The sequence below is a fragment of the Alteromonas sp. ABV2_168 genome (genome assembly GCF_056161165.1).
On sequence record NZ_JBSWYQ010000004.1, the window covers coordinates 251133 to 271850 of the forward strand.

The following is a 20718-nucleotide window of genomic DNA, read 5'->3' on the forward strand; positions in this document are numbered from 1 at the left end:
CCTTTCTTTTTTATCAAACTCTGTGCTAATGTCCGAAAAAATGTAGCAGCATGCGGGCATTAGCCAGATTATGACTTATCAAACCGTTGGCCTGATTGGTAAACCTGACCATACCGGCACTCAGGACAGTCTCAAACAAATAGCGACCTGGCTCGATAAGCGTGGTTGCCGCGTACTTATCGAAGAATCCATCATTGATGAGATGGATAATGACAAATACCCTGCCGCCAACTTAGTCACTATCGGAAAAGAAGCCGACCTTGCCGTGGTTATCGGCGGGGATGGCAGTATGCTGGGCGCAGCGCGTGTACTCTCCCGTTTTGACATTCATGTTGTCGGCGTAAACCGTGGAAACCTGGGTTTTTTAACCGATATCCACCCGGACCAGATTGAAGAGCAACTGGATATTATTTTTTCCGGTGAAACCGTGGTTGAAGAGCGCTTCCTGCTGGAAGTGTGTGTGTATCGCCACGAAAAACTGAAGAGCAATAATGCCGCGATGAACGAAGTAGTATTGCACCACGGTAAAGTGGCTCACATGATGGAGTTTGAGATTTATATCGACGGCCAGTTTGTGTTCAGTCAGCGGTCAGACGGGTTAATTGTTGCCACACCTACCGGCTCTACGGCTTATTCTTTATCCGCCGGCGGCCCTATCATTGTACCCCACCTGGATGCATTAACTTTGGTGCCCATGTTTCCCCATACCCTCAGCAGCCGCCCGATTGTGGTGGACTCAAAAAGCACTATTTCTATGCGGGTATCAAAAGTAAACAGCGACAGCCTGCAGGTGAGCTGTGACAGTCATATTGTATTGCCTGTTCTGCCCGGGGATGAGATCCGCGTGCATAAAAGTCAGGATACCCTGCGCCTTGTGCACCCTAAAGGCTACAGCTATTTCAATGTATTGCGTAATAAACTGAGCTGGGGCAGCAAGCTTTACTGATCCTCCCGGGCACTATGTCCGGTTAAAACTCGTACCCCAGCATCTGAATATCCCGGGCGAAATGGTTAGCCACCTTTTCAGCCAGGTCATCATCGTAATAAGCGCGGTAGCGTTTTCTGTCATCCGCTTTACGCTTGTGGGGCAGCTTGATTTTTTTCAGGCCGATATGCTCACAGATGTTATCGAAATCCCCTTGCAGGTTTTCGTATTTGCCGACTTTATTTACCAGTACATTGCCGTGCAAATCCACCAGATAGTCAGACTGTAATTGCAGCGAAGTATCGATGTGATACTGATAAGGCCGCGCCGGATCGAACTTGTAACGCATGAAATCTTTAAAGTTGTCATGCCCTTCCAGCACCTGAGGGCGTTCCCGCTTGATGTGATAAAAAGAGCTGACCTGCAAATCCCAGGGATTGCGCACAAAAGCAAATTTATACAGGTTATTAAAATAGTCCGCCGGCAACATTTCACTGGCTGCCACAATGCGGCTGTGGCGGGGAAAACGGCATCCCAGTTTATGCCCGGTAAACTGGCTCAGCTTGTTCACCACAAACTGGGGCAGACCGTATTTAACATCCCAACGGTGAGAGGATAAGGCTTTTCTTACACTGGTACCGCCGGTTTTGGCGATATGAACAAACAAAAACTGATGCTTATGGGATAACAACAAAACAGCGTCCTTACTCTTTTTCTTATTACGGCTCAGAATACGGTTGTCAGATGACAGAAAAAAGCCACTTTATGCATATTCACTGCAAATTACACGAAAAATGTAATAGGGGCTAACGGGCCAGCAAAGAGGTAAACACCTGAAAAGCCGGCGTATCAGGATGTAGCCAGTCGAAATGTCCAGCGCGTTCCACAACAACAAAAGTGGCTTCAGGTATGGGATTCTGTTCAATGGTTACCGTAATATCCTGCTCACCGGCAAGGATCCAAAGCGGTGTATCGTAACTAAGATTGACAGGATTTGCCTCAGCCCAGGCCTGCGGATCGTCCTCCCTGCGGCTTCCCATGAATGAAGTAACAGCTTGCTGACAACTGTTTTCGCCCTGTGAGTAAGCCACGATGTCCGTAATGGGCGCAAGCCCGGTGATACGCGCCACTGGTAATGTGATTTGCTGACTGGCCAGCAATGCAAGGTGACCGCCTGAAGAGTGTCCGGCCAGCGTAACGCTGGTTTCGTCAAACCGGAACTCGTTCTGCTGATAAATATAATTGATGCTTTGCACGACATCTTCCAGCGTACCCGGCCAGCCGCCGCCCTCATCCCCGTTGCGACGAAAACCCGGCACCCACACAGCAAAACCGTCTTCCTGAAGCGCCGAGGCAAGAGGATAGAGTTGTTCCGGTCCGTACTGATTTGACCAGCAGCCGCCGTGGATTACAATCACCAGCGGCGGTGATACCACGTCTGCGGGCACCCACAAATCACCGGTTTGCAATGGCTCTTCACCATAAGCCATATTTACATCAGGGGATGTGGCATTCAGAGCCAGCACCTGACGGTAACTGACATTTTCTGTCACTGTTATGTCAGGCTCACTGACAGCCCGCGCAGACCGGCTGGTGCTGTCTCCCGAACCACCACACCCTGTCAGTAATAAAACACACACCGCCACAATGCCTGTCATTTTCATACTGCTAACCACCTGTCAGACTCTGTTTACTACATTTATCACAGTATAGTTGATCGCCACCAGCATTCTACAGGGTTCAAACAGACTGTGAGACCGGCACGGGATTTGATACCATTCCCGCGATTTTACCCCAGCCGGATAAGACCATGGCCAGACCTGAACCCGTTATAGAAATGCTGACTTTTGGTATCCATTCAAAATGGGATGCTGAAGACAAAGCGTTGCCTAAGATAAAGACGTTTACCCTTGATATCCCCCTTGAACTGGATATTGAATTCGGCTTCATTGTGAATATCAAGCGGGCGAAAAATCAAAAGGTCCGGTACTGTATTTATCACCCCGACATACCGGGTAAAGACGGAGAGCCCATGGCGCCCTTCGACGGTGAAGAATATGTACGCTCAAACGACTGGGATTTTTATCTGGGGGATACGCTCTGGGAGCCCCTTGACGATAAAGCCGGTGACTGGCGCATGACATTGGAATTAAACGGCAGCATTATTGCTGATAAAACCTTCACTGTAGAGCATGAACTCCCATACGAAGGCGCTCAGTTCTGGCAACGCCGCAAACCTAAACTGAAGCGCTGGTAACCGGCGCGGACCATTGATTTCTGCAACAGCCGGTCTGAACACACCCGTAAATGTTGATATTTGAACATTCCGGGCAGAAGTAGCAGCGCAGGCCGGGCATACTGATACACTCTGGTAAGCATGTTGTTGTGCTTCAATGAGTTTCTGCCATGTTTCAGTCCCCATTTTCAGCTTCTCTCTTTGCATTCCGCCAGACGGCTTTTCGTCATCCGGATTTGCGTTTTCTGTTTACGTTACTTGTCCTCATTTATCCGTTCAGTGCATTTTCGGAAGAATCCGCTAAGCCCTCTGTGCCGTTTACCGTCAATCCGACTCTATTTACAAAGCATGGCAACACTTTCCCTGCCCTTAAATCGCCGGATGGCGTACAGCACTTTAGCGTATTTGAAGGTGTTCAAACTAAGGCGGGCTACAATCACGGCGCTGTGCTCACCGGCTTTAAAGGACAACTTTTCTGCCAGTGGCAAACATCGGGAAAAGATGAAGACGGACCCGGCACCCATGTCATTTACAGTTTCAGTGAAGACGGAGAACACTGGAATAAGTCCCGTGTACTTGCACCGGCCCGAAAACACGCCATTGTTACCAGCGGCGGTTGGTGGACGCAGGGTGATACTTTAATCGCGTTTATTAATGTATGGCCAGACGATGCACCACAAAAGCAGGGTCATACGGAATATGCAATAAGTTCAGATGGCATTAACTGGAGTGCATTTAAACCGGTTACCGGTGCCGGCGGACGCCCGGTACAAGGTATTATTGAGCAGGATTTGAAAGCTTTGCCGTCAGGCCGCATTCTTACGGCTTTTCACATGTAACCGGGTTTGCATGCGACACCTTATTACACTGAAGACCCCTCAGCCACGTCAGGATGGACAGCGGGCAGTTTCACTAATTTACCCCACAAAGACACCATCAGCCGGGAGCTCGAACCGTCATCCTTTGTTGATGCAGACAACAACATTGTTATGACGTTTCGCGATCAGGCCGGCAGCTTTCGTGTGCTGGCATCGGTGAGTAAAGATAACGGTGACACCTGGTCTTTGCCTGCGGTTACCGGTATGCCTGATTCACGGGCCAAACAGAGCGCCGGTAATTTACCCGATGGCACCGCCTATCTGGTTAATAATCCCTCCGGCACGAAAGACCGGCTGCCGCTGGTTGTCACGCTCAGCCGTGACGGTAAACACTTTGATCATGCCCTGCTCGCCAGAGATGAATCTTCGTTGCCGCCGATGAAATTCGCCGGAAAATATAAACGCACCGGTTACAGCTACCCGAAGAGTATTGTCTGGCATGATGCACTCTGGATCAGCTATGCCGTCAACAAAGAAGATATAGCCGTCACCAGAATACCGGTGAGTAGTTTGCGCGTTCAGGATAGCCTCGAAACAAACCCTGACCAATGCTATGCTACCGGTGGCATTTTTTTATGTACCGATAAAGCGGGTACAGAACCGAATCGTTTTAACAGGTGAAATGAGTGACTCAGCAAGCAAATAAACAAAAAAACGTCTGGTTAAGTCAGCACGAAGCGACCGTCAGCAACTACAAAGACTATGGTGTTTCCCCCGTTGTTCTGCCATCAGAAGCGGAAGTGGGTAAAGCCATGCTGGAAGAATTACTGAAAACAGCAGAAGGCAAGGACGGCGATATTAACATTGCCCTGCTTGGCGGGCGTGGCGCTCAGGCATTTCACCGTTTGCTGGGAGAAAAAGCAAAAGGCAGGGAACTGGATGATGTACTTGCGCGGCTGAACGTATTCACACAGGATGCACTGGCCCCCATGAGCATGCAAAACAGCCTGAGTTTTGTGCGGGATTTCGAGCGTATTCTTGGCGATGCATTCTTTGCCAAAATCAAAAGCTTCACCCCCATGCAAACGGATCTTGAAGATGTACAGGCAGGTCTGAAAGATTACTTACAAAAACTTGAACGCCTTGGTGGTCTGGACATTTTCTTTATCGGTCACGGTCCGGAAGACAATGCGGCGTCTCACCTGGCTTATATCAAGCCTTTCTCCGGCGCAAAAGCCTCACACATGGCAGGCCTCATTCCCATTTCTGCCAGTATTCTTGAGCACCACATCAGTAAATTTAAAGCCGGTGGCAGCTCAATCAGCCCGCAGGACGAAGCAGAATGCCGCGCAGCAGGGATGATTTTAACCCTCGGACCGGCCGCTATTCTGGGCGCGAAAAAACTGGTTCAGTCAGTGGTGGATGCCAGCACCGCACCGGCCAAAAAGGTGACTTACGCAAAGGTGCTGAACACATCCATCAGCGCAGACGAAACCACCGCACAGGCACAGCTTGATGAGAATCCCGGTTTATGGTTCCGCCTGCACCCGAATAAAGTGTCTTTCGTGTTGCCGGATGTCACAGACGGGAAATAACTGTGTTATCGATACGAATGTCCTGTACTGTGTAATGATTATTCTCAAAAAGGCATTGCTATGTGCGGATTCATTCAGCGGGTGACAGATTGCCCCGCCGTGATTGACCTGCTTGAAGAAGTTGGCTTAACCACCACACTGCCCTTGTTTAAGGAAGAAAGCGGCGGGGTACTGAATTTCTATCCCGCTTTTGGTAAAAATCCGGCCCGTAAAATCACCAATCTGATAACAGCGCCTGACAACGTCATTGATGCGACCTGGTGGTTTGATGCCAGACCAGAGGGCGACGGACTGGTTATTGGTGACCGTACTACTTTCAATGCACGTAATCTCGACAGTCCTTTCTGGAAACATGCGGTACGTTATCAAAGAGGTATTGTGGTTGCCACCGCAGTTGGCGAGTCGAATCCGCGGGGAAAAGGGAAAGTGCATTACCTGATGGAAGCGCAGGGCGCCATGTTAATCGGTGCGGTGTACAGGCAGTTCGACAACGGCACGGCTGCCTGTGCGGTGATCACCAGACCACCCCATCCTCGTTTCAGCCAGTTTCACGAAAAATCCATTCCGTGCTTTTTGCCCCACAACCGCAACGCTGTGAACGCCTGGTTAAATGGCGGACCTGATGATCCTGTTGTTAATGCCATTCTGGACGACCCCAAACTATACACCGGCCTCACCGTCAGTGAGGTGAAAACCTTTAAAGGCGGTGAGAAAACCGGTGACTCCTGCTTTCTGGTACCGTCCGGTGAGGATATCGTATGAGCCGGCACTGTAGGGCTTATTCACCAAATGCTTTTTTGTCTGCGTCAGATAAGTCTGACCATTTTACTCTGTTGTCCCAGCTTTCTTCGTAATGCTCTTCCGGGAAATCATCCGGCGATCTGCCTGCTTTAAAATCTCCGGCACAACGCTGTGCATATAAACGGTTTTTATCACAACCCGGCGCAGCAGGAATATACATTACATTCCCCCACCCCTGCTGGTTTTCAACCGGTTCTACGCCGTGGATCACATCGCAATGCCACCACACCGAATCTCCCGGCGACATATCGGGGATGGTTGCCTTCGCCCGCAACAGCAAGCTGTGCCATTTCTCATCCACCGGCAACACCTTACGGGGCGACACACCACATAAGCTGTCTTCCGGCACATCGTCCAGCAACGGGCGAATAAGCAAATACGCCATCGCAGCCGGCACGGGAATGGTAAACAGCACGCCCTGGTCCCGTTTAATGTCACTTAATGCAGTCCAGCCCTGAAACGTTCTGAACGCCGAACATTTCGTTGTTCCGCCTTCATACTCATTCACGAGCGGTCGCCAGGCAGCATCCCAGGGGTCGTACTTATCAAAGTCGCCGTCCAGAATATGACGGAACACCTTCTGATACGCAGGTAATAACCACCTTTCCAGCGCGCCGGAATCGGTGTGGGGCCCCAGACCGCCGGATGTCACGCCGGGCGGGCGGCGTCTCACTCGATCGGGGTAAATATAATTACATGCAGGATCAAACCATTTCCTGCCTTCCGATTCCGTTTTCCAGAATGAATTTAAGAATACCTGTACATCCTGCATGCGACTACTGAGGCGCGCTTCCATCTGAGGTTTAGACCAGTAGATAGGAAATATTTCAGGACGGGACGCCGACAAGGTCCCGAAAAAGTCATCTCCCGGCCCCCGGTACTGATTATCAAAATCGTTAGATTCCACATAATCCACCAGCTCTTTGTCCCACTTCACGGCCTGTTCACGGGGAAAGTGCTCCCGTACCACCAGACATCCCCGTTGTTTTACCCCGGCCATCACATCCGCAGAGACCGTACCGGCGGCAATATCTTCATAGTTTGCTTCAGGCCAGCCTGTGTTGCCGTTTTTAATATCCTGTTCAATAGCCTGAATGTTTCTTTCCAGTCCCGCGACAATATTTTCCAGCAGAGCAGGTACATCACCAATACGCTCCCGCCATAGTTGTTTAGTGTCTTTAATGGCTTTTTCGATTTCGTCTGGCAGATACGATTTAGACGTCTGTTCGCTCACAATACTTCCCTCTCATTTTATGGATTATTAACCTCACAATTAAATAAGTAAGGTTTCCTAACTTATTTAATTATACTAGTCTGGGCATCGCATTGAGTAAAGACATTTTTTCATTTCGTTAACAAAGCAGATTTAAGAGAAAGGAAGCAGCTACAATGTCAGCCAAGCCTGATCACCGGCCCGGCAGCCTGGCCATGCGCACAGACCAGCAGTTCTTTCAGTGTCTGGAGAAAGCGCAGCGTTTGTCCCGTGCAGCCATAGCCAAAATGACGGGGATCTCCAAACCCACGGTGTCAGAATCTGCACAAAGACTGACTGAAAAAGGCATGATTAAAACCGCATCTGAAATGGATAACGTGTCATCAAAGCGTCCGTCGGTTATATATGAAATAAACCCGGATTTCGGGGCCCTGCTCTCCCTCGCACTGGAAGAAAATGCCACCTGGATACGCTTCACGGATTTTACCGGAAATACACTTTCTGAAGAGTTTGTGACTTATTCCAAAGGGCGTTTGCAGGCAGATTTTGTACAGGATATGTTCACCCTCACAGACAAAACCCTGAAGGCAACAAACGCACCGCTGCTCGCTACCGGTGTGTCTGTGGCCGATCCTGTCAGTCCGGTTACCGGTAATGTGCTGGCCCTGCCTTACTCTCCTTTTCCGCTGGCGCACGGCCTTCAGTTTGCACAGCTGCTTGGCGATCGTTACCAATGCCCCGTGACCGTCGATAACGATGTAAACTGGGCCACACTCATGGAATTTGTGAATTCCGGCTGTGAGAATTTTGCTTATATCCATCTTGGCAGAGGCATAGGCTGCGGCCTCATGCTCAACGGTAATATTGTGCGTGGTGCTGACGGTATGGCCGGTGAAATTGGTTATGTCAGGCTGGGCACTGCGCCACCGTTGCTTGAATCTTTGTATACTGAACACTTTTATGAAATGGCGCTGACACCCGGCAACGCACTGCCCGCTGAAGTGCTGAATGCCACCGGTAAGGTAGTGGCCGCTACCTGCGTACTGACCAATCCGGAAAAGGTGGTGCTCGGCGGTCAGCTTTGTCACCATCCGGCACTGCAAGCCTGTATTGAAGATGCACTGGCCAGTAATATTGCCGGTACAGCTATTTCTGTTACCTCAGAGCCGGAAAAGGCACCGTTATACGGCGCATCTGCCGGTGCCAGAGAACTTGCACTGGAGAAACTGGCTTTACTGGATCCCGCCGCCCCGGTGCTGCGCGGTTACAGCCGGAACGTTTAATTTCATCTCACCTTGCACATGACACACTATTTACACCACCACCGGGTGATCGGAACATGCATACAGGAACCTGCGGAATGAATACGCTTACAATCACGCCGGACTTTTCGCCATGGCGTCAGGGACTGAAGGATGCCCTTCCCTTGTTCGGGGGTTATATTCCCGTAGCCATCTCCTTCGGCTTAATTTCAATACAGGCAGGTTTCAGCGTTTTTGAAACCATCCTGATCTCAACATTCATCTATGCCGGTGCTTCACAATTTTTATTTGTAGCCATGGTGGCATCCGGTGCTCCCCTGCCACTTGTTGTGCTGATGACACTGCTGATTAACGCCCGCCATATGGTTTATGCACCGAACATTGCCAGGTACATGGGTTCAGATAAACGCTGGCTTCCTTTGATGCACGGACTTACCGACCAGGTATTTGCCTTAGCGCTGGTGCGCTTGCCACAACTGCCCAAAGCGCACCGGATTGCATGGTATACGAGCTTAGGTTTGCTGGCATGGTTCAGCTGGATTGGCGGTACAGCGCTTGGCGCAGTAGCCGGCGATACACTTACCCAACGCTGGCCACTCGTCAATGAAGCCCTGCCGTTCGCCCTGCCCGCCCTGTTTGCGGTATTGGTTGCCCCGCGCTGTAACAGCATTTTATGGACCACCACTCTTATCACTGCTGCAGCGCTGTCTATGCTGTGCAAAATAGCCGGTTACCCGAATGCAGCCATTCCCCTTGCCGCCTTAGCCGGCGTCGTCGTGTTTTATGCCATAAAGGCGATTCAACCGGGAGACAGCCAGAAATGAGTCAGGAAATGTGGCTGACCCTCGTCAGTATTGCCTTTGGTACTTATTTAATCAGGCTGCTGCCTTATTTGTGGATGCGCAAAAAACTCTCTAAGCATGAGAACGATGAAACAACACCCGATATGCCAGACTGGCTCACCGTATCCGGCCCTGCAATGATAGCCGCCATGCTCGGCAGCTCGCTGGTACCGGTCCACCTCGCCATCCCCTCATGGACAGCGACAGTAGCAGGCCTGCTGGCAACACTGGTTGTTTGGTCGAAAACCCGCTCAATGGGTTTACCCACTCTCACGGGGGTGGTGGTGTTCGGGGCCGTGAAGGTCTTATTGATTGAATTTTAAGGTTCATTATTTTGCAACTCGCTCCCTTATTCGGGTAACTCACAAAATCATTAACATATGATGATATAAGTGGTGATACTGTAATCGCTGGAATAAAGCAACAACACAAAAATCAAATTGAACGCAAATAGAAATCATAACTATTTATATTATTAGAAATATCAACTATCTTTATCACGATTTTTAACTATATGGATATAGACGACAATGAGAATTGGTAAATCTAGAAATACCGTTAAAGCAGCAATTGCTTTTGTTTGCCTTGTTACAAACATAAATATACACAGATTAAGTTCAAGTGATAATTTTTGGATAACCAATCAGGTCCATGCTCAAGAGTTTGGGGGAACGCTTCCTTCAACTACCGTCGGAAGTCAGGATGACTATTGCGATTACTTCCCACAAGTTCCGGTATGCTCTCCAGCATATTGAATAGGAGGCAACTCACCATATGTTCCAACAACTCCGGGAACTACTCCTGTCTCCCCTCCAGGAGAAGGCAGTAATACCGAAAGTTCAGAGCAATGCAAGTTGAGAGTGGAAAGTGAATTTGCGGCTTGTGAATCCAGAGCTTATGACGCGTACTCTATAATAATCAAACAAGACTGTTCCAGAGTTGGCATGATAGACCTTTACTTTGGTAATTGTAAGGCCATAGCTGAAGCCGAAAGAGATGCGCATCTCGCTCATTGTAGGCAAGATAGAGCTGATAGCCTGGCAAATGAATGCAATTAGTTGTGAATAATATTTGGATTAAATCACATGAAAAATAAAATAACTTTATTGTGCATTTTGACAATCGCAGGTTTGATTACTTGGTACTTTTCTGAATTTAAAATAGAATCAACACCAGAATCATCATTTAGTTTCTCACCCCAAAAAGCAGCTATTAATTCAGAAGCAGGGAAAATAGCAAATGAAGAGAATACCTTTAAGTCAACTAAAGAAAAATTATCGCTTGATGAAGACTGGTGCATTGCAATCAATGATTTAGACGAAAAAAGCCGGGCTTTAGCAAGAGAAGAATCAAATGAGTGGGCCGTAACACGTGGGGATATTTTAATCCCGAATTATGACTCCTATTTTAACCAGGCGAACAGCGGACTCTTAGAGCCTTATATTGATTTAGCTACACCAGAACTAATAAAATTTGCGAGCGAAAATGATAATTTTGCATTATTAACCCTTCTTCAAAGAGAAAATCTAAGCCTGGCGGTAAAAGATAAGTCTGCAATGCAGTTGATAGTTTTAGGAAACACTTCTATAGCTTTGTCACATTTCGTTATACAGGAAATGCTTTATGCCGAGCATCTATTTAAGATTAGCAATAAAGTTTCGGATGAAGTTAAATTTCATCTTATGAGCGCATTAGCTTTCGTCAGCTACGGATTAGACAGGCTAGATACAACAGCGCTCAATAGCTATTTAAATTTCTTGAGAAGACATAACAATGGGTTATTTGAAATTCCCCCCGAAAAATTATTAACAGAGAAAGAAGTTTCAGAAATAGAAAAATATAAGAAAAATTTCATCAGAAAGATAGATGAAGAAAGAGATAAAATATATTTGAAACCCATAAACGAAATCAACATACCGCGAATAGCAATTCATGACTTCCAAATTGAATTGGCAACAATTTATAATGAATATGAGAATTTAACAGAGGGCAGCAAAATCCTACCAGAAGCGAGCAAATCCTCATTAAAGAAATCTGAGTGCGTCGTTAAAATCATTGAAATGCAAAAATCTAGCTAAATATACTAAGCTATAACATTCAAGATAAAAGCAACTCCTAAATATCAGATAGGCATTAATGTGCTCCAATCTCATGCGAGCACATTGATATAACGAAACATCTTACATTAGATTTAAATTCAGTTTTAAAAAATTAAAGTCACCCTATTCAATTGTTAAACGCACTATCTAAATAACTGTTCTTAAGTGTAGAGCACCCCATAGGGGAACTCAGTGTGATTTCTGCGATCAGATCGGTCGCCAAACAGAAATTACCGAGAACCACACTGAGCATGAACAGAATATCATTGATTGACCGGGCTGAGCGACGCCGTTTACAGAAAATTGTTCAACGTAGTAAGGATAAACGCTTTAGTCGTCGCGCTAATACTGTGCTTTTGGTTAATGACGGTCATTCTCGTTCCCGTGCAGCATCGTTGCAGAGTGCTGCACGTTCGTCTGTTAATCATTGGTGCAAATGGTATGAAGAATCAGGAATAGAAGGTTTAAAAGATGCTGAGCATGGCAAACCAGCTTATTTGCCAGGTGACGCGATAGTCAAACTTTTGTTTCTGTTGATCCACTGGACACCACTTCTCTTGATACAGCATTCGCGATAAAGAGTGTGAAGCTAATAGTTCTCGCGGCTACATTGCCGAATCAATTCGCCATGCCTATAAATAAATTAAGCCTTTATTTTCATAATGCTAGTTGATAGTTTTAATCCTCCCTTTTAGGCTCCCCCTCAAGATATCAACATGGAGTTTCGATGTCCTTGACGAATGAAGAGATAAAGCAGCAATTTGCTCATAAACCAGCTTTTATGCAAAAAGTCGACAGCTGGGATAGTGAGTTGTTTACCAACTTTTGTGACTTGTGTCGTTTAGTGAACCGCGCTGGGCTCGATATATTTCTTACTGACATGAGCCAAGGCTGGGCTTTTAGGCTTGGCAGAAAGGAGCTACACGGCAGAGCTAATTCTGTGTTCATGAGATTGTCACTTTTAAAAGACAAAGTAAATTTCGCTCAGGCCTACCCCACAGAACGTAAAGGTCAATTGGATAAAGGCTTCATTAATGAACTGGAATCCTTATCTGATTTGAGTAACTTTAATGCAGAACATCCGATTAATCGGGAGCCTTTTTGGCCTCATGATTACAAAGATTCTGATGCCGTTTCTTCATTATCTATTTGGAAAGTTTCTCATAGCCCAGATTCATTTAACCAATACGACCTAGACTGGCTTTCTCAGCACAATAGATTAGCCGTCCATAAAGATACCAAACGAGGTGGAGCGGCGGCATTCGAAAGTATAAAAGTAAACGATGTCGTATCTCTCGTTCATGGGCCGAATGTATTTCGAATTGTTCGGGTCACATCAGATATCATCAAAGACGCTGATTCACCATTGAGTGAAAATTGGCTATTACGAGAGTACGACATCATAAAGACCCTCGATACACCTCAAAAATTTGAGGGGCCGAGACCTTATAACGGTTGGAGTCCAAGTAATAATAGTACTTGTCGCAGAGTGTCGGAAGAAGATTTAAGCCGCTTCGAAGAAGAACTTTTATCCCCCTATTTCACTATGACTCTAGAAGACCTCAGATCTATGACATCAAAGGATGCACGTGTGGAAAATAATGGCGAATTGAGCACAGAGAATGAATATCCACTTAACCAAATTCTATACGGGCCACCTGGAACGGGAAAAACATATTCAACGATTAGGTTAGCCGTTGACGCCGCGATGCCTGAATTCTCTCCTGAAGGCAGCACAACGGAAGAAAAACGAGCGTCATACAAGAAACAGTATCAGCGCCTGGTAGATTCAAAACACATTCGCTTTGTGACTTTCCATCAGAGTTTTGGCTATGAAGAATTTGTCGAAGGATTGAGTGCAAGAACCACAGACAAGGGTGACTTAAGTTACTTCCAAAAGGATGGGGTTTTCAAACAAATATGTAGAGACGCGCGACTCGGCGAACAGCAATCTCCCTCATCGTTACTCAGACCCGGTGATAAGTTTGGTTCGTTTACTATTACCAAACTAACATCGGAGCTCGTCCACATCAAAAAGCAAAACGGTAGCCACTTACCGATGCCCCGCCTCATCGTGGACGAAATCGTTAAGCTCGTTAAAAACGGCACATTGAACATGAATGAGGTGAGTGACGAAAAGCTACGAGAAGCCGGTTCAAACGTCGAGGCTGTCTTCGTGTCAGGCTACAAGACATTATTTAAACCACTGTGTGATGAAATCATTTCCCGCCAACAGCCGCTTTCTGCTGTTAATAAGGAAAATTACGTATTAATTATTGATGAAATCAACAGAGGGAACATCTCTAAGATTTTTGGTGAGCTGATTACTCTTATAGAGCCTTCTAAACGTATTGGCCGACCAGAAGCCCTCGAAGTCACCCTTCCATACAGTAACGATAAGTTTGGCGTACCAAGTAATGTTTTCATCATTGGAACAATGAACACTGCCGACAGATCATTAGCGTTGATGGACACGGCGCTAAGACGAAGATTTGAATTTAAAGAGATGATGCCGGACTACGAAGTACTAACTGGCTACATCATCAAGATTAAAGAACATGAAATCGATCTCGCAACATTATTGCGGATCATCAACGAACGAATTGCGGCGTTGTATGATAGAGAGCACATGCTAGGACACGCGTTCTTTATGCCCGTTGTCGCCGCGCTTAATAGCAATAAACATGACCTAGCTATTCGAGAACTCGCAACATGCTTCAAAAATAAAATCATCCCGCTATTAACAGAATATTTCTTTGAAGACTGGCACAAGGTTAGACTGGTCCTCGGCGATAATCAGAAGGTCAACAGTAACGCCCCGATGTTCATTACTGAACGCAATATTGCTTTTGAAAAACTGTTTGGTAAGCGGGAAACTGAGAGCTTCGGTGATAATGATACTGCGGAATATTCGCTTATCCCTCCAAACTCTTCAGAATGGCACAACCCATTGCTGTACAAGGGTGTTTATCAAGACTTGTCAAATGGCGATATTGCCAATGAAGAATAATCATCAACAAAATATCACTGTTTTTGAATATGATTATTTAAGTAATGACAATAGAGCCGAGAATACGTCCAACTCAGTCTATAAGATTTCACCAGCTGCATTCGAATACCTACATGCATGCCTCATTTCTGATGAGCATGAAACAAACTTCTTAAGCTATAAGAAGAAATCAGGCATGACCGTATTCCAAGTTCAAAACTATGCAGGCGTTGTCCGGTGCCCAGACGGCACTCAAATTGAAATCCTGCCCAAAATTGCCAAACGGCAAGCCGGTGACCACCAAAAGGACGCATATGAGACGGCCAGGTTGTCCCTTTTAATGATGCTAAAATCGTTGAAGTCGTTCAGGCACATTCAAACCGGCGCAGCCAACATCAAACAGCAGAAGATGCCGCTGCTGGAGATATTCATCGCGCAATTTTTAGAGTCGGTGAATCATTTGGTAAAACGCGGGCTCAAAAGTGACTATGTTGCTGAACAAAACAACAATGTTTTTTTACGCGGAAAACTACTACACACCCAACAACTAAAGCGAAACTTTATTCATAAGCATCGTTTCTTTACTGAATACGATACGTACATGGCGGATACACCAACAAACCGCATTATTCACACCGCGCTCTCTAAAGTGAATCAATATACTCGTCACCAAGCCAATAGTAGGCTCTGCCAAGAGCTCATGTTTGCTTTTAACGAGGTGTCTTTCTCAACAGATCTAAAACGAGATTTTGCATCCGCAACCTTACAACGTGGTATGCAACATTATGAACAACCGATTAAATGGTCAAAACTTATCATTGAAGGACTAAGTCCGCATGCAATGTCAGGAAGCAATGAAGCATTCTCGTTGCTATTTCCAATGGAATCTGTGTTTGAAAGCTTTGTGGCAAAGTACCTTTTTGACAATTTGCCCCCCAACTTTTCACTCTCAACACAACTCAATAAAGAATCACTGGTGACATATGGCGATAAGGGGTATTTTCGCTTAAAGCCAGACTTATACCTAACGACTCCGAGTGGGGGTAAGATTGTCATGGATACTAAATGGAAGTTAATTAATCAAAATAAAAGTAGTGGTTCTGACAAGTTTGACCTTTCACAATCAGACTTTTATCAGATGTTAGCTTATGGCTATAAATATCTTGACGGCAAAGGCACATTAGTCTTGATTTATCCAAAGACATCGGACTTTGAACGTCCGTTCGCGCACCCATTCCGCTTCGATAAGAACGAGAAGCTATCGTTATACTTGCTGCCATTTGACCTCACCCCTAACGTGCGAGAAAGAATAACCTGGGCTCCTCTATCAATTTCAGAGGAGCGTATACTTGGGAATTAGACAACAAGCAATTGACAAAATTAGCGTCAAGCTGTCCACACTACCTTGGAGCCAATTTTAATTTCGAAAATTTCATCCGTATTAGCGTGAGCCGACTTATTAAATTTACTCTTTATCTCTTCTATATCTTTCCCTGACATATTTTTATTCCCCTTCATATTATGGTTACTGATTTTCCGATAATGCACGTGATATGATGGCATTTTTAAACTCCTTTTATATTTCAATTCGCACTATAACTTGAATAAAGACTGGAGCACAATCCTTGTTTACCAACACCTATCAGGTAATGAAAGCGTAAGAAGTAGGCACCATTTTGTCTATAAAATACGTAAACCTACCAAACCAGACAGTCTCTGGATTTCACCACATAGCGCAAATCAGCTATTTAAAGACGCTTCTTTCGTCATCTGCATTAAGTATTCGCTATCAATATTTACAATAGGAGAGCGCATAGACGTCACAACAGTAGACAGCCACTCCAACGATTGGTTCTGACATTTCATTTTTATCGCCAAATAAAGCACGAGCTCTCGACGCATTACAACACCTAGCTCTTTTAAACCTTCTTGGCCATTTAGGCAATACCAATGCCACACGATGAAACGTTGCCACGCCATCATTGTTGAATCGAAAGCTGGAGTAGGATAAATGTGTAACGAAACCGCCGTTAGCTCTACAGCCGCAGGCTCATGGGAGATGAGAATATCTGCCGCTAGAAAAATAGTAATAGGTAGATTATAAAACGCAGAATGCTCGTCTTCCTCGTATGTAGGCAACGACATATTTGCAAACATCCCACCTTCGTTTTCACCCTTCGTAAAAAATGGCGAAACGAAATCTCTCGATATCTGCCTGATGATACATTTCGCTTCTTCAATGAGGCTAGGAATGAGTGTCGAGTAACGCTGTAAAAACTGAGAAAGTGACTTTGAACTCACTAATTGAGAAAAAGCTGGTATGGGGAGCTGAATATCTGCGCCGTAGTGACTGAGCTCCTGCTGCAAAACGCCAGCGCATACCTGCTCTTCTAGTTCACTATAGAACGAAGAAGAAATGCTCCCTGTTAATATCACCTGACGGAGCGTCGCCCATAGACTCAAAGGATGGTTAGGTTGCAAGCGCTCGCGAAAGCTTGCCAGCGCTGCGCTTTCGTCAACAAACTCAGGGAACAAATGATATTCTGACACAATATATTCTAGGTCTTTCCCCTTCATTACGTCTGCTAGCTTATCAATATCAAACTGGTTATCCCACAGGCACTTAATTGCCTCACCCTCAATGCAGTATCCACACATGCTTCATGTCCTTTTTCCCATGCCTGCTAACTTGTATTAATTCAAATTTGTTTGTTAAGTGAATCGCCACTATTAGCCTAGACACTTCCCAGCCGTTGAACATGGCGTCTTTCATACTCTACTGGTGACAGTAATTTATTGGAACAATGTTTGCGTTTACAGTTATAAAACATTTCGATGTAATCGAATATGTCAGCACGGGCATCATCTCTGGTTGAGTAGATTTTCTTTTTGATTCTCTCTCGCTTCAGCAGTTGGAAGAAGCTTTCTGCAACGGCGTTATCATGACAGTTACCACGTCGGCTCATACTTCCCTCCAGACCATTCGCTTTTAGGAATGCCTGCCAGTCATGGCTCGTATATTGACTTCCTTGATCTGAGTGCACTGTCACTTGTTGCTTTGGATTCCGGCGCCATACAGCCATCAACAGGGCATTGAGCACAATATCTTTCGTTATTCGCTGCTGCATTGACCAGACGATAACCTTTCGGGAGAACAAGTCCACGACAACCGCCAGATATAGCCAGCCTTCGTGAGTTCGGATGTGGGTGATATCCGTTACCCAGGCTTCATCAGGCGCAGCGGGATTAAATTCTCGATTCAGCCTGTTTGGAACCACAAAGTGACTTTCTCCGCCTCGATGACGAGGCCGTCGATAGCCAACCTGGGCACGTAACCCTTCCCGAACCATGAGTCGGTACACGCGGTTAATACCGCATCGTTCACCGATGTCCCGTAAATCTGAATGAATTTTGCGGTAGCCGTACACGCCACCAGACTCCAGCCAGAATTGCTTAATTAGTCCTGTTAGACGACGGTTGGCTTTATCGCGTTTCGACAGAGGCTTACTGCTCCAGGCATAGTATCCGCTCGGATGAACATCCAGCATTCGACATAGCCAACGGACAGGCCAGAATTAGCTATTATCCTTGATAAAGGCGTACCTCAATCGGACTGCTTTGCGAAGTACGCCGCGGCTTTTTTTAATATGTCCCGTTCTTCTGTAGCCCGTTTTAATTCCTTCTGAAGCCGCTTTATCTCAGCCTGGGCCTCAGATAAATCATTATGCTTCTTAGAATCAGGGCCGAACTTCTTAACCCAGGCATACAAGCTGTGAGTAGTAATATCGAGTCGCTTGGCAACATCGGCGACAGTATGGCCACGATCAACGACTTGTTTGACCGCTTCAATTTTGAATTCTTCAGGGTAGCGTTTACCGCTCATATACACCTCTCTTTTCAGTTAGTTTATCTAACTGAGAGACGTCCAGGAAATCAGTGGCGATTCAGTGGACACCTCCTTATACTCGCGTACAAAGCCAAACCGAATAACCGCCGCTCGAAAAATTTTCATTCCCATAAAAAACTACTATAAATGACTTAACTTACTGAATATAAACAATTACATCAGATTGTAAGAAATGACACTGTCATTAAAACCTACAACTTCACTTTACACGGCCAGAATACTGTATATATTTACACATACTGTATAAACATACTGCGGTGAACACATGCTGGTTAATCTGTCGATCAAAAATTTCGCTGTTGTTAAGCAATTATCTGTCAATCTTGAGTCGGGTATGACGGCCATCACCGGTGAAACCGGTGCGGGTAAGTCTATTGCCATTGATGCACTCAGCCTTTGTCTGGGTGAGCGGGCCGATGCCGGCGCGGTGCGTAAAGACGCGCCTAAAGCTGAAATCGTTGCCCATTTTAATCTGAAAGGCCACAAAGCTGCACTGGCCTGGCTGGATGAGCAGGAATTGCTGGATGAAGATGACGACAGCTGTTTTGTACGCCGTGTCATTTCCCGCGAAGGCAGATCGAAAGCGTTCATTAACGGCACACCGGTATCGCTGCAGCAGCTGAAACAGTTCGGCCAGTACCTCATTGCTATCCATGGCCAGAACACGCACCTTCAGCTTTTGAAAGACGATTACCAGCGAAAGCTGGTGGATCAGTATGCCGCGCATCCTGCCTTGCTGAGCGCCGTGTCAGATAACTACCGCTTGTGGAGGCAGAAACAGTCGGAACTGAAAAACCTGGAAACACAGGCGCAACAGCGTGCTGACCGCCAGCAACTGCTGGCCTACCAGGTACAGGAACTGGATGAGTTTGCTATTGAAGACGGCGAATTTACCGAACTGGAAATTGAGCACCGCAGGTTGAGTAACGGCCAGGCATTGCTGGAACAGGCGCAAACGAGTTTTTATAACCTGTATGAGAATGATGAAGGTAATGCGTTATCCATTATCCAAAATGGTCTTGACCGTCTGTCTGAGCTGGAAGAACACGACAGCGCACTGACGCCGATTATTGCCTTGCTGAACGATGCCTCTATTCAGGTAGAAGAAGCGGCCAGAGAATTACGCAGCTATTGCGATGATCTTGAAATAGATCCTCTGCGGCTGCAACAGGTGGAATCCCGTTACAGCAAAGCCATGGAACTGGCACGTAAGCATACAGTGATGCCTGAAGAACTATTCGGCCATCATCAGGCACTGGCGGCAGAATTTGCCGGTCTGGAGCAGGATGAGAATCGTCTTGAAGATTTACAGCATGAGGTCGTTGAAGCAAAAGATGCTTACCGTCAGGCCTGTGAGGCACTTTCGGCATCAAGGCAGGTTGCTTCGGTTAAGCTGGCAGAAGCGATTCAGGGGCAAATCCGTCAGATGAATATGCCTCATGCGGTCATTAATATTGCTGTCGATTATCAGGAAGACAAAACGCCTGTGGCGTCTGGTCTGGATGATGTGACTTTCCTGGTATCCACTAACCCCGGTCAGCCGGCAGACAAGCTGGAGAAAGTGGTGTCGGGCGGTGAGCTGTCGCGTATCGGGCTTGCCATTCAGGTACTGACCAGCGACAAACACGCAACACCGACCATGATTTTTGATGAGGTCGATACGGGGATCAGCGGCCCTACCGCCGCTATTGTGGGTGGTTTGTTACGCCGGCTGGGTAAAGTGAGTCAGGTTATGTGTGTTACGCACTTACCTCAGGTTGCTGCACAGGCCCATAACCAGTTGTTTGTGACCAAGTTCAGTGATGGTAGTACAACAGAAACACAGATGTTGCCATTAACGAAGCAGGACCGGATAGACGAACTTGCCAGGTTACTTGCCGGTGACAAGGTAACCGAATCAGCACTGGCAAATGCCAGAGAACTGTTAGAAAGTGCAGAATCGAACTAATAAGCGGTTGATTGGTCATAGGTGATTGGGTAGCATGCTGTCGCGCATTATTTTGCGACAGCCGCATTCTGACACTGGTTTGC

General features: G+C 46.5%; 16 protein-coding genes and 2 pseudogenes. 13 read left to right on the plus strand and 5 right to left on the minus strand.

Translation table 11 applies throughout. The features are described 5' to 3' along the window. Positions 1–70: 70 nt before the first annotated feature. Positions 71–946, plus strand: a complete 876-nt coding sequence (gene nadK / locus ACXAH4_RS08790; protein ID WP_119500923.1) for an NAD(+) kinase — start codon at positions 71–73, stop codon at positions 944–946. Between the two features lie 22 nt (positions 947–968). Here nadK and ACXAH4_RS08795 read toward each other — a convergent pair whose 3' ends face one another. Both ACXAH4_RS08795 and ACXAH4_RS08800 read right to left on the minus strand, forming a co-directional pair. Further along, positions 969–1619 carry a sulfotransferase family 2 domain-containing protein gene (locus ACXAH4_RS08795; protein ID WP_474881534.1) on the minus strand — a complete coding sequence of 217 codons (651 nt, stop codon included), beginning with the start codon at positions 1617–1619 and terminating at the stop codon, positions 969–971. A gap of 112 nt (positions 1620–1731) precedes the next feature. After that, the gene (locus ACXAH4_RS08800; protein WP_474881535.1) at positions 1732–2589 is read right to left on the minus strand and encodes an alpha/beta fold hydrolase; all 858 of its coding nucleotides are present in this window, start codon (positions 2587–2589) and stop codon (positions 1732–1734) included. Between the two features lie 146 nt (positions 2590–2735). On the opposite strand from ACXAH4_RS08800, the gene ACXAH4_RS08805 reads away from it, so the two are divergent. The 4 genes and pseudogenes from ACXAH4_RS08805 (at position 2736) to ACXAH4_RS08820 (ending at position 6336) form a co-directional block, all read left to right on the plus strand. Continuing rightward, the gene (locus tag ACXAH4_RS08805; protein ID WP_474845957.1) at positions 2736–3182 is read left to right on the plus strand and encodes a DUF3859 domain-containing protein; all 447 of its coding nucleotides are present in this window, start codon (positions 2736–2738) and stop codon (positions 3180–3182) included. 149 nt (positions 3183–3331) lie between these two features. Continuing rightward, positions 3332–4660 (plus strand): annotated as a pseudogene (locus tag ACXAH4_RS08810) (sialidase family protein). Positions 4661–4665: 5 nt separating this feature from the next. Then, complete coding sequence (locus ACXAH4_RS08815; protein ID WP_474881537.1) at positions 4666–5574, plus strand: hypothetical protein; 909 nt, start codon at positions 4666–4668, stop codon at positions 5572–5574. A gap of 60 nt (positions 5575–5634) precedes the next feature. Next, positions 5635–6336: an SOS response-associated peptidase family protein gene (locus ACXAH4_RS08820; protein ID WP_474881539.1), complete on the plus strand. Its 702-nt coding sequence runs from the start codon at positions 5635–5637 to the stop codon at positions 6334–6336. Positions 6337–6352: 16 nt separating this feature from the next. Here ACXAH4_RS08820 and ACXAH4_RS08825 read toward each other — a convergent pair whose 3' ends face one another. Further along, positions 6353–7609 (minus strand): YbiU family protein, encoded by a 1257-nt coding sequence (locus tag ACXAH4_RS08825; protein ID WP_474881540.1) that lies wholly within the window; start codon positions 7607–7609, stop codon positions 6353–6355. Positions 7610–7764: 155 nt separating this feature from the next. Between ACXAH4_RS08825 and ACXAH4_RS08830 the strand changes: the two genes are divergently transcribed. The 7 genes from ACXAH4_RS08830 (at position 7765) to ACXAH4_RS08860 (ending at position 16140) form a co-directional block, all read left to right on the plus strand. Then, positions 7765–8871 carry an ROK family transcriptional regulator gene (locus ACXAH4_RS08830; RefSeq protein ID WP_474881542.1) on the plus strand — a complete coding sequence of 369 codons (1107 nt, stop codon included), beginning with the start codon at positions 7765–7767 and terminating at the stop codon, positions 8869–8871. A gap of 77 nt (positions 8872–8948) precedes the next feature. Beyond that, entirely contained in the window at positions 8949–9674 is a 726-nt protein-coding gene (locus ACXAH4_RS08835) for an AzlC family ABC transporter permease (RefSeq protein WP_474881544.1), read from the plus strand. Beyond that, entirely contained in the window at positions 9671–10015 is a 345-nt protein-coding gene (locus ACXAH4_RS08840) for an AzlD domain-containing protein (RefSeq protein WP_474881546.1), read from the plus strand. The genes ACXAH4_RS08835 and ACXAH4_RS08840 overlap by 4 nt, the downstream gene beginning before the upstream one ends. 762 nt (positions 10016–10777) lie before the next feature. Then, positions 10778–11770 carry a hypothetical protein gene (locus tag ACXAH4_RS08845; RefSeq protein WP_474881548.1) on the plus strand — a complete coding sequence of 331 codons (993 nt, stop codon included), beginning with the start codon at positions 10778–10780 and terminating at the stop codon, positions 11768–11770. Positions 11771–11985: 215 nt separating this feature from the next. Continuing rightward, positions 11986–12369 carry a helix-turn-helix domain-containing protein gene (locus ACXAH4_RS08850; protein ID WP_474881550.1) on the plus strand — a complete coding sequence of 128 codons (384 nt, stop codon included), beginning with the start codon at positions 11986–11988 and terminating at the stop codon, positions 12367–12369. Between the two features lie 149 nt (positions 12370–12518). After that, the gene (locus tag ACXAH4_RS08855) at positions 12519–14801 is read left to right on the plus strand and encodes an McrB family protein (RefSeq protein WP_474881552.1); all 2283 of its coding nucleotides are present in this window, start codon (positions 12519–12521) and stop codon (positions 14799–14801) included. Then, positions 14776–16140, plus strand: a complete 1365-nt coding sequence (locus tag ACXAH4_RS08860) for an McrC family protein (RefSeq protein ID WP_474881553.1) — start codon at positions 14776–14778, stop codon at positions 16138–16140. Before ACXAH4_RS08855 ends, ACXAH4_RS08860 begins: the two co-directional genes overlap by 26 nt. Positions 16141–16520: 380 nt before the next feature. On the opposite strand, the gene ACXAH4_RS08865 is transcribed toward ACXAH4_RS08860, so the two are convergent. Next, complete coding sequence (locus ACXAH4_RS08865; RefSeq protein ID WP_474881555.1) at positions 16521–17438, minus strand: hypothetical protein; 918 nt, start codon at positions 17436–17438, stop codon at positions 16521–16523. A gap of 77 nt (positions 17439–17515) precedes the next feature. After that, a pseudogene (locus ACXAH4_RS08870) lies at positions 17516–18663 on the minus strand (IS3 family transposase). 289 nt (positions 18664–18952) lie between these two features. Between ACXAH4_RS08870 and recN the strand changes: the two are divergent. Continuing rightward, positions 18953–20635, plus strand: coding sequence for a DNA repair protein RecN (gene recN / locus ACXAH4_RS08875; protein WP_474881556.1), 1683 nt, complete (start codon positions 18953–18955; stop codon positions 20633–20635). Positions 20636–20718 lie beyond the last annotated feature (83 nt).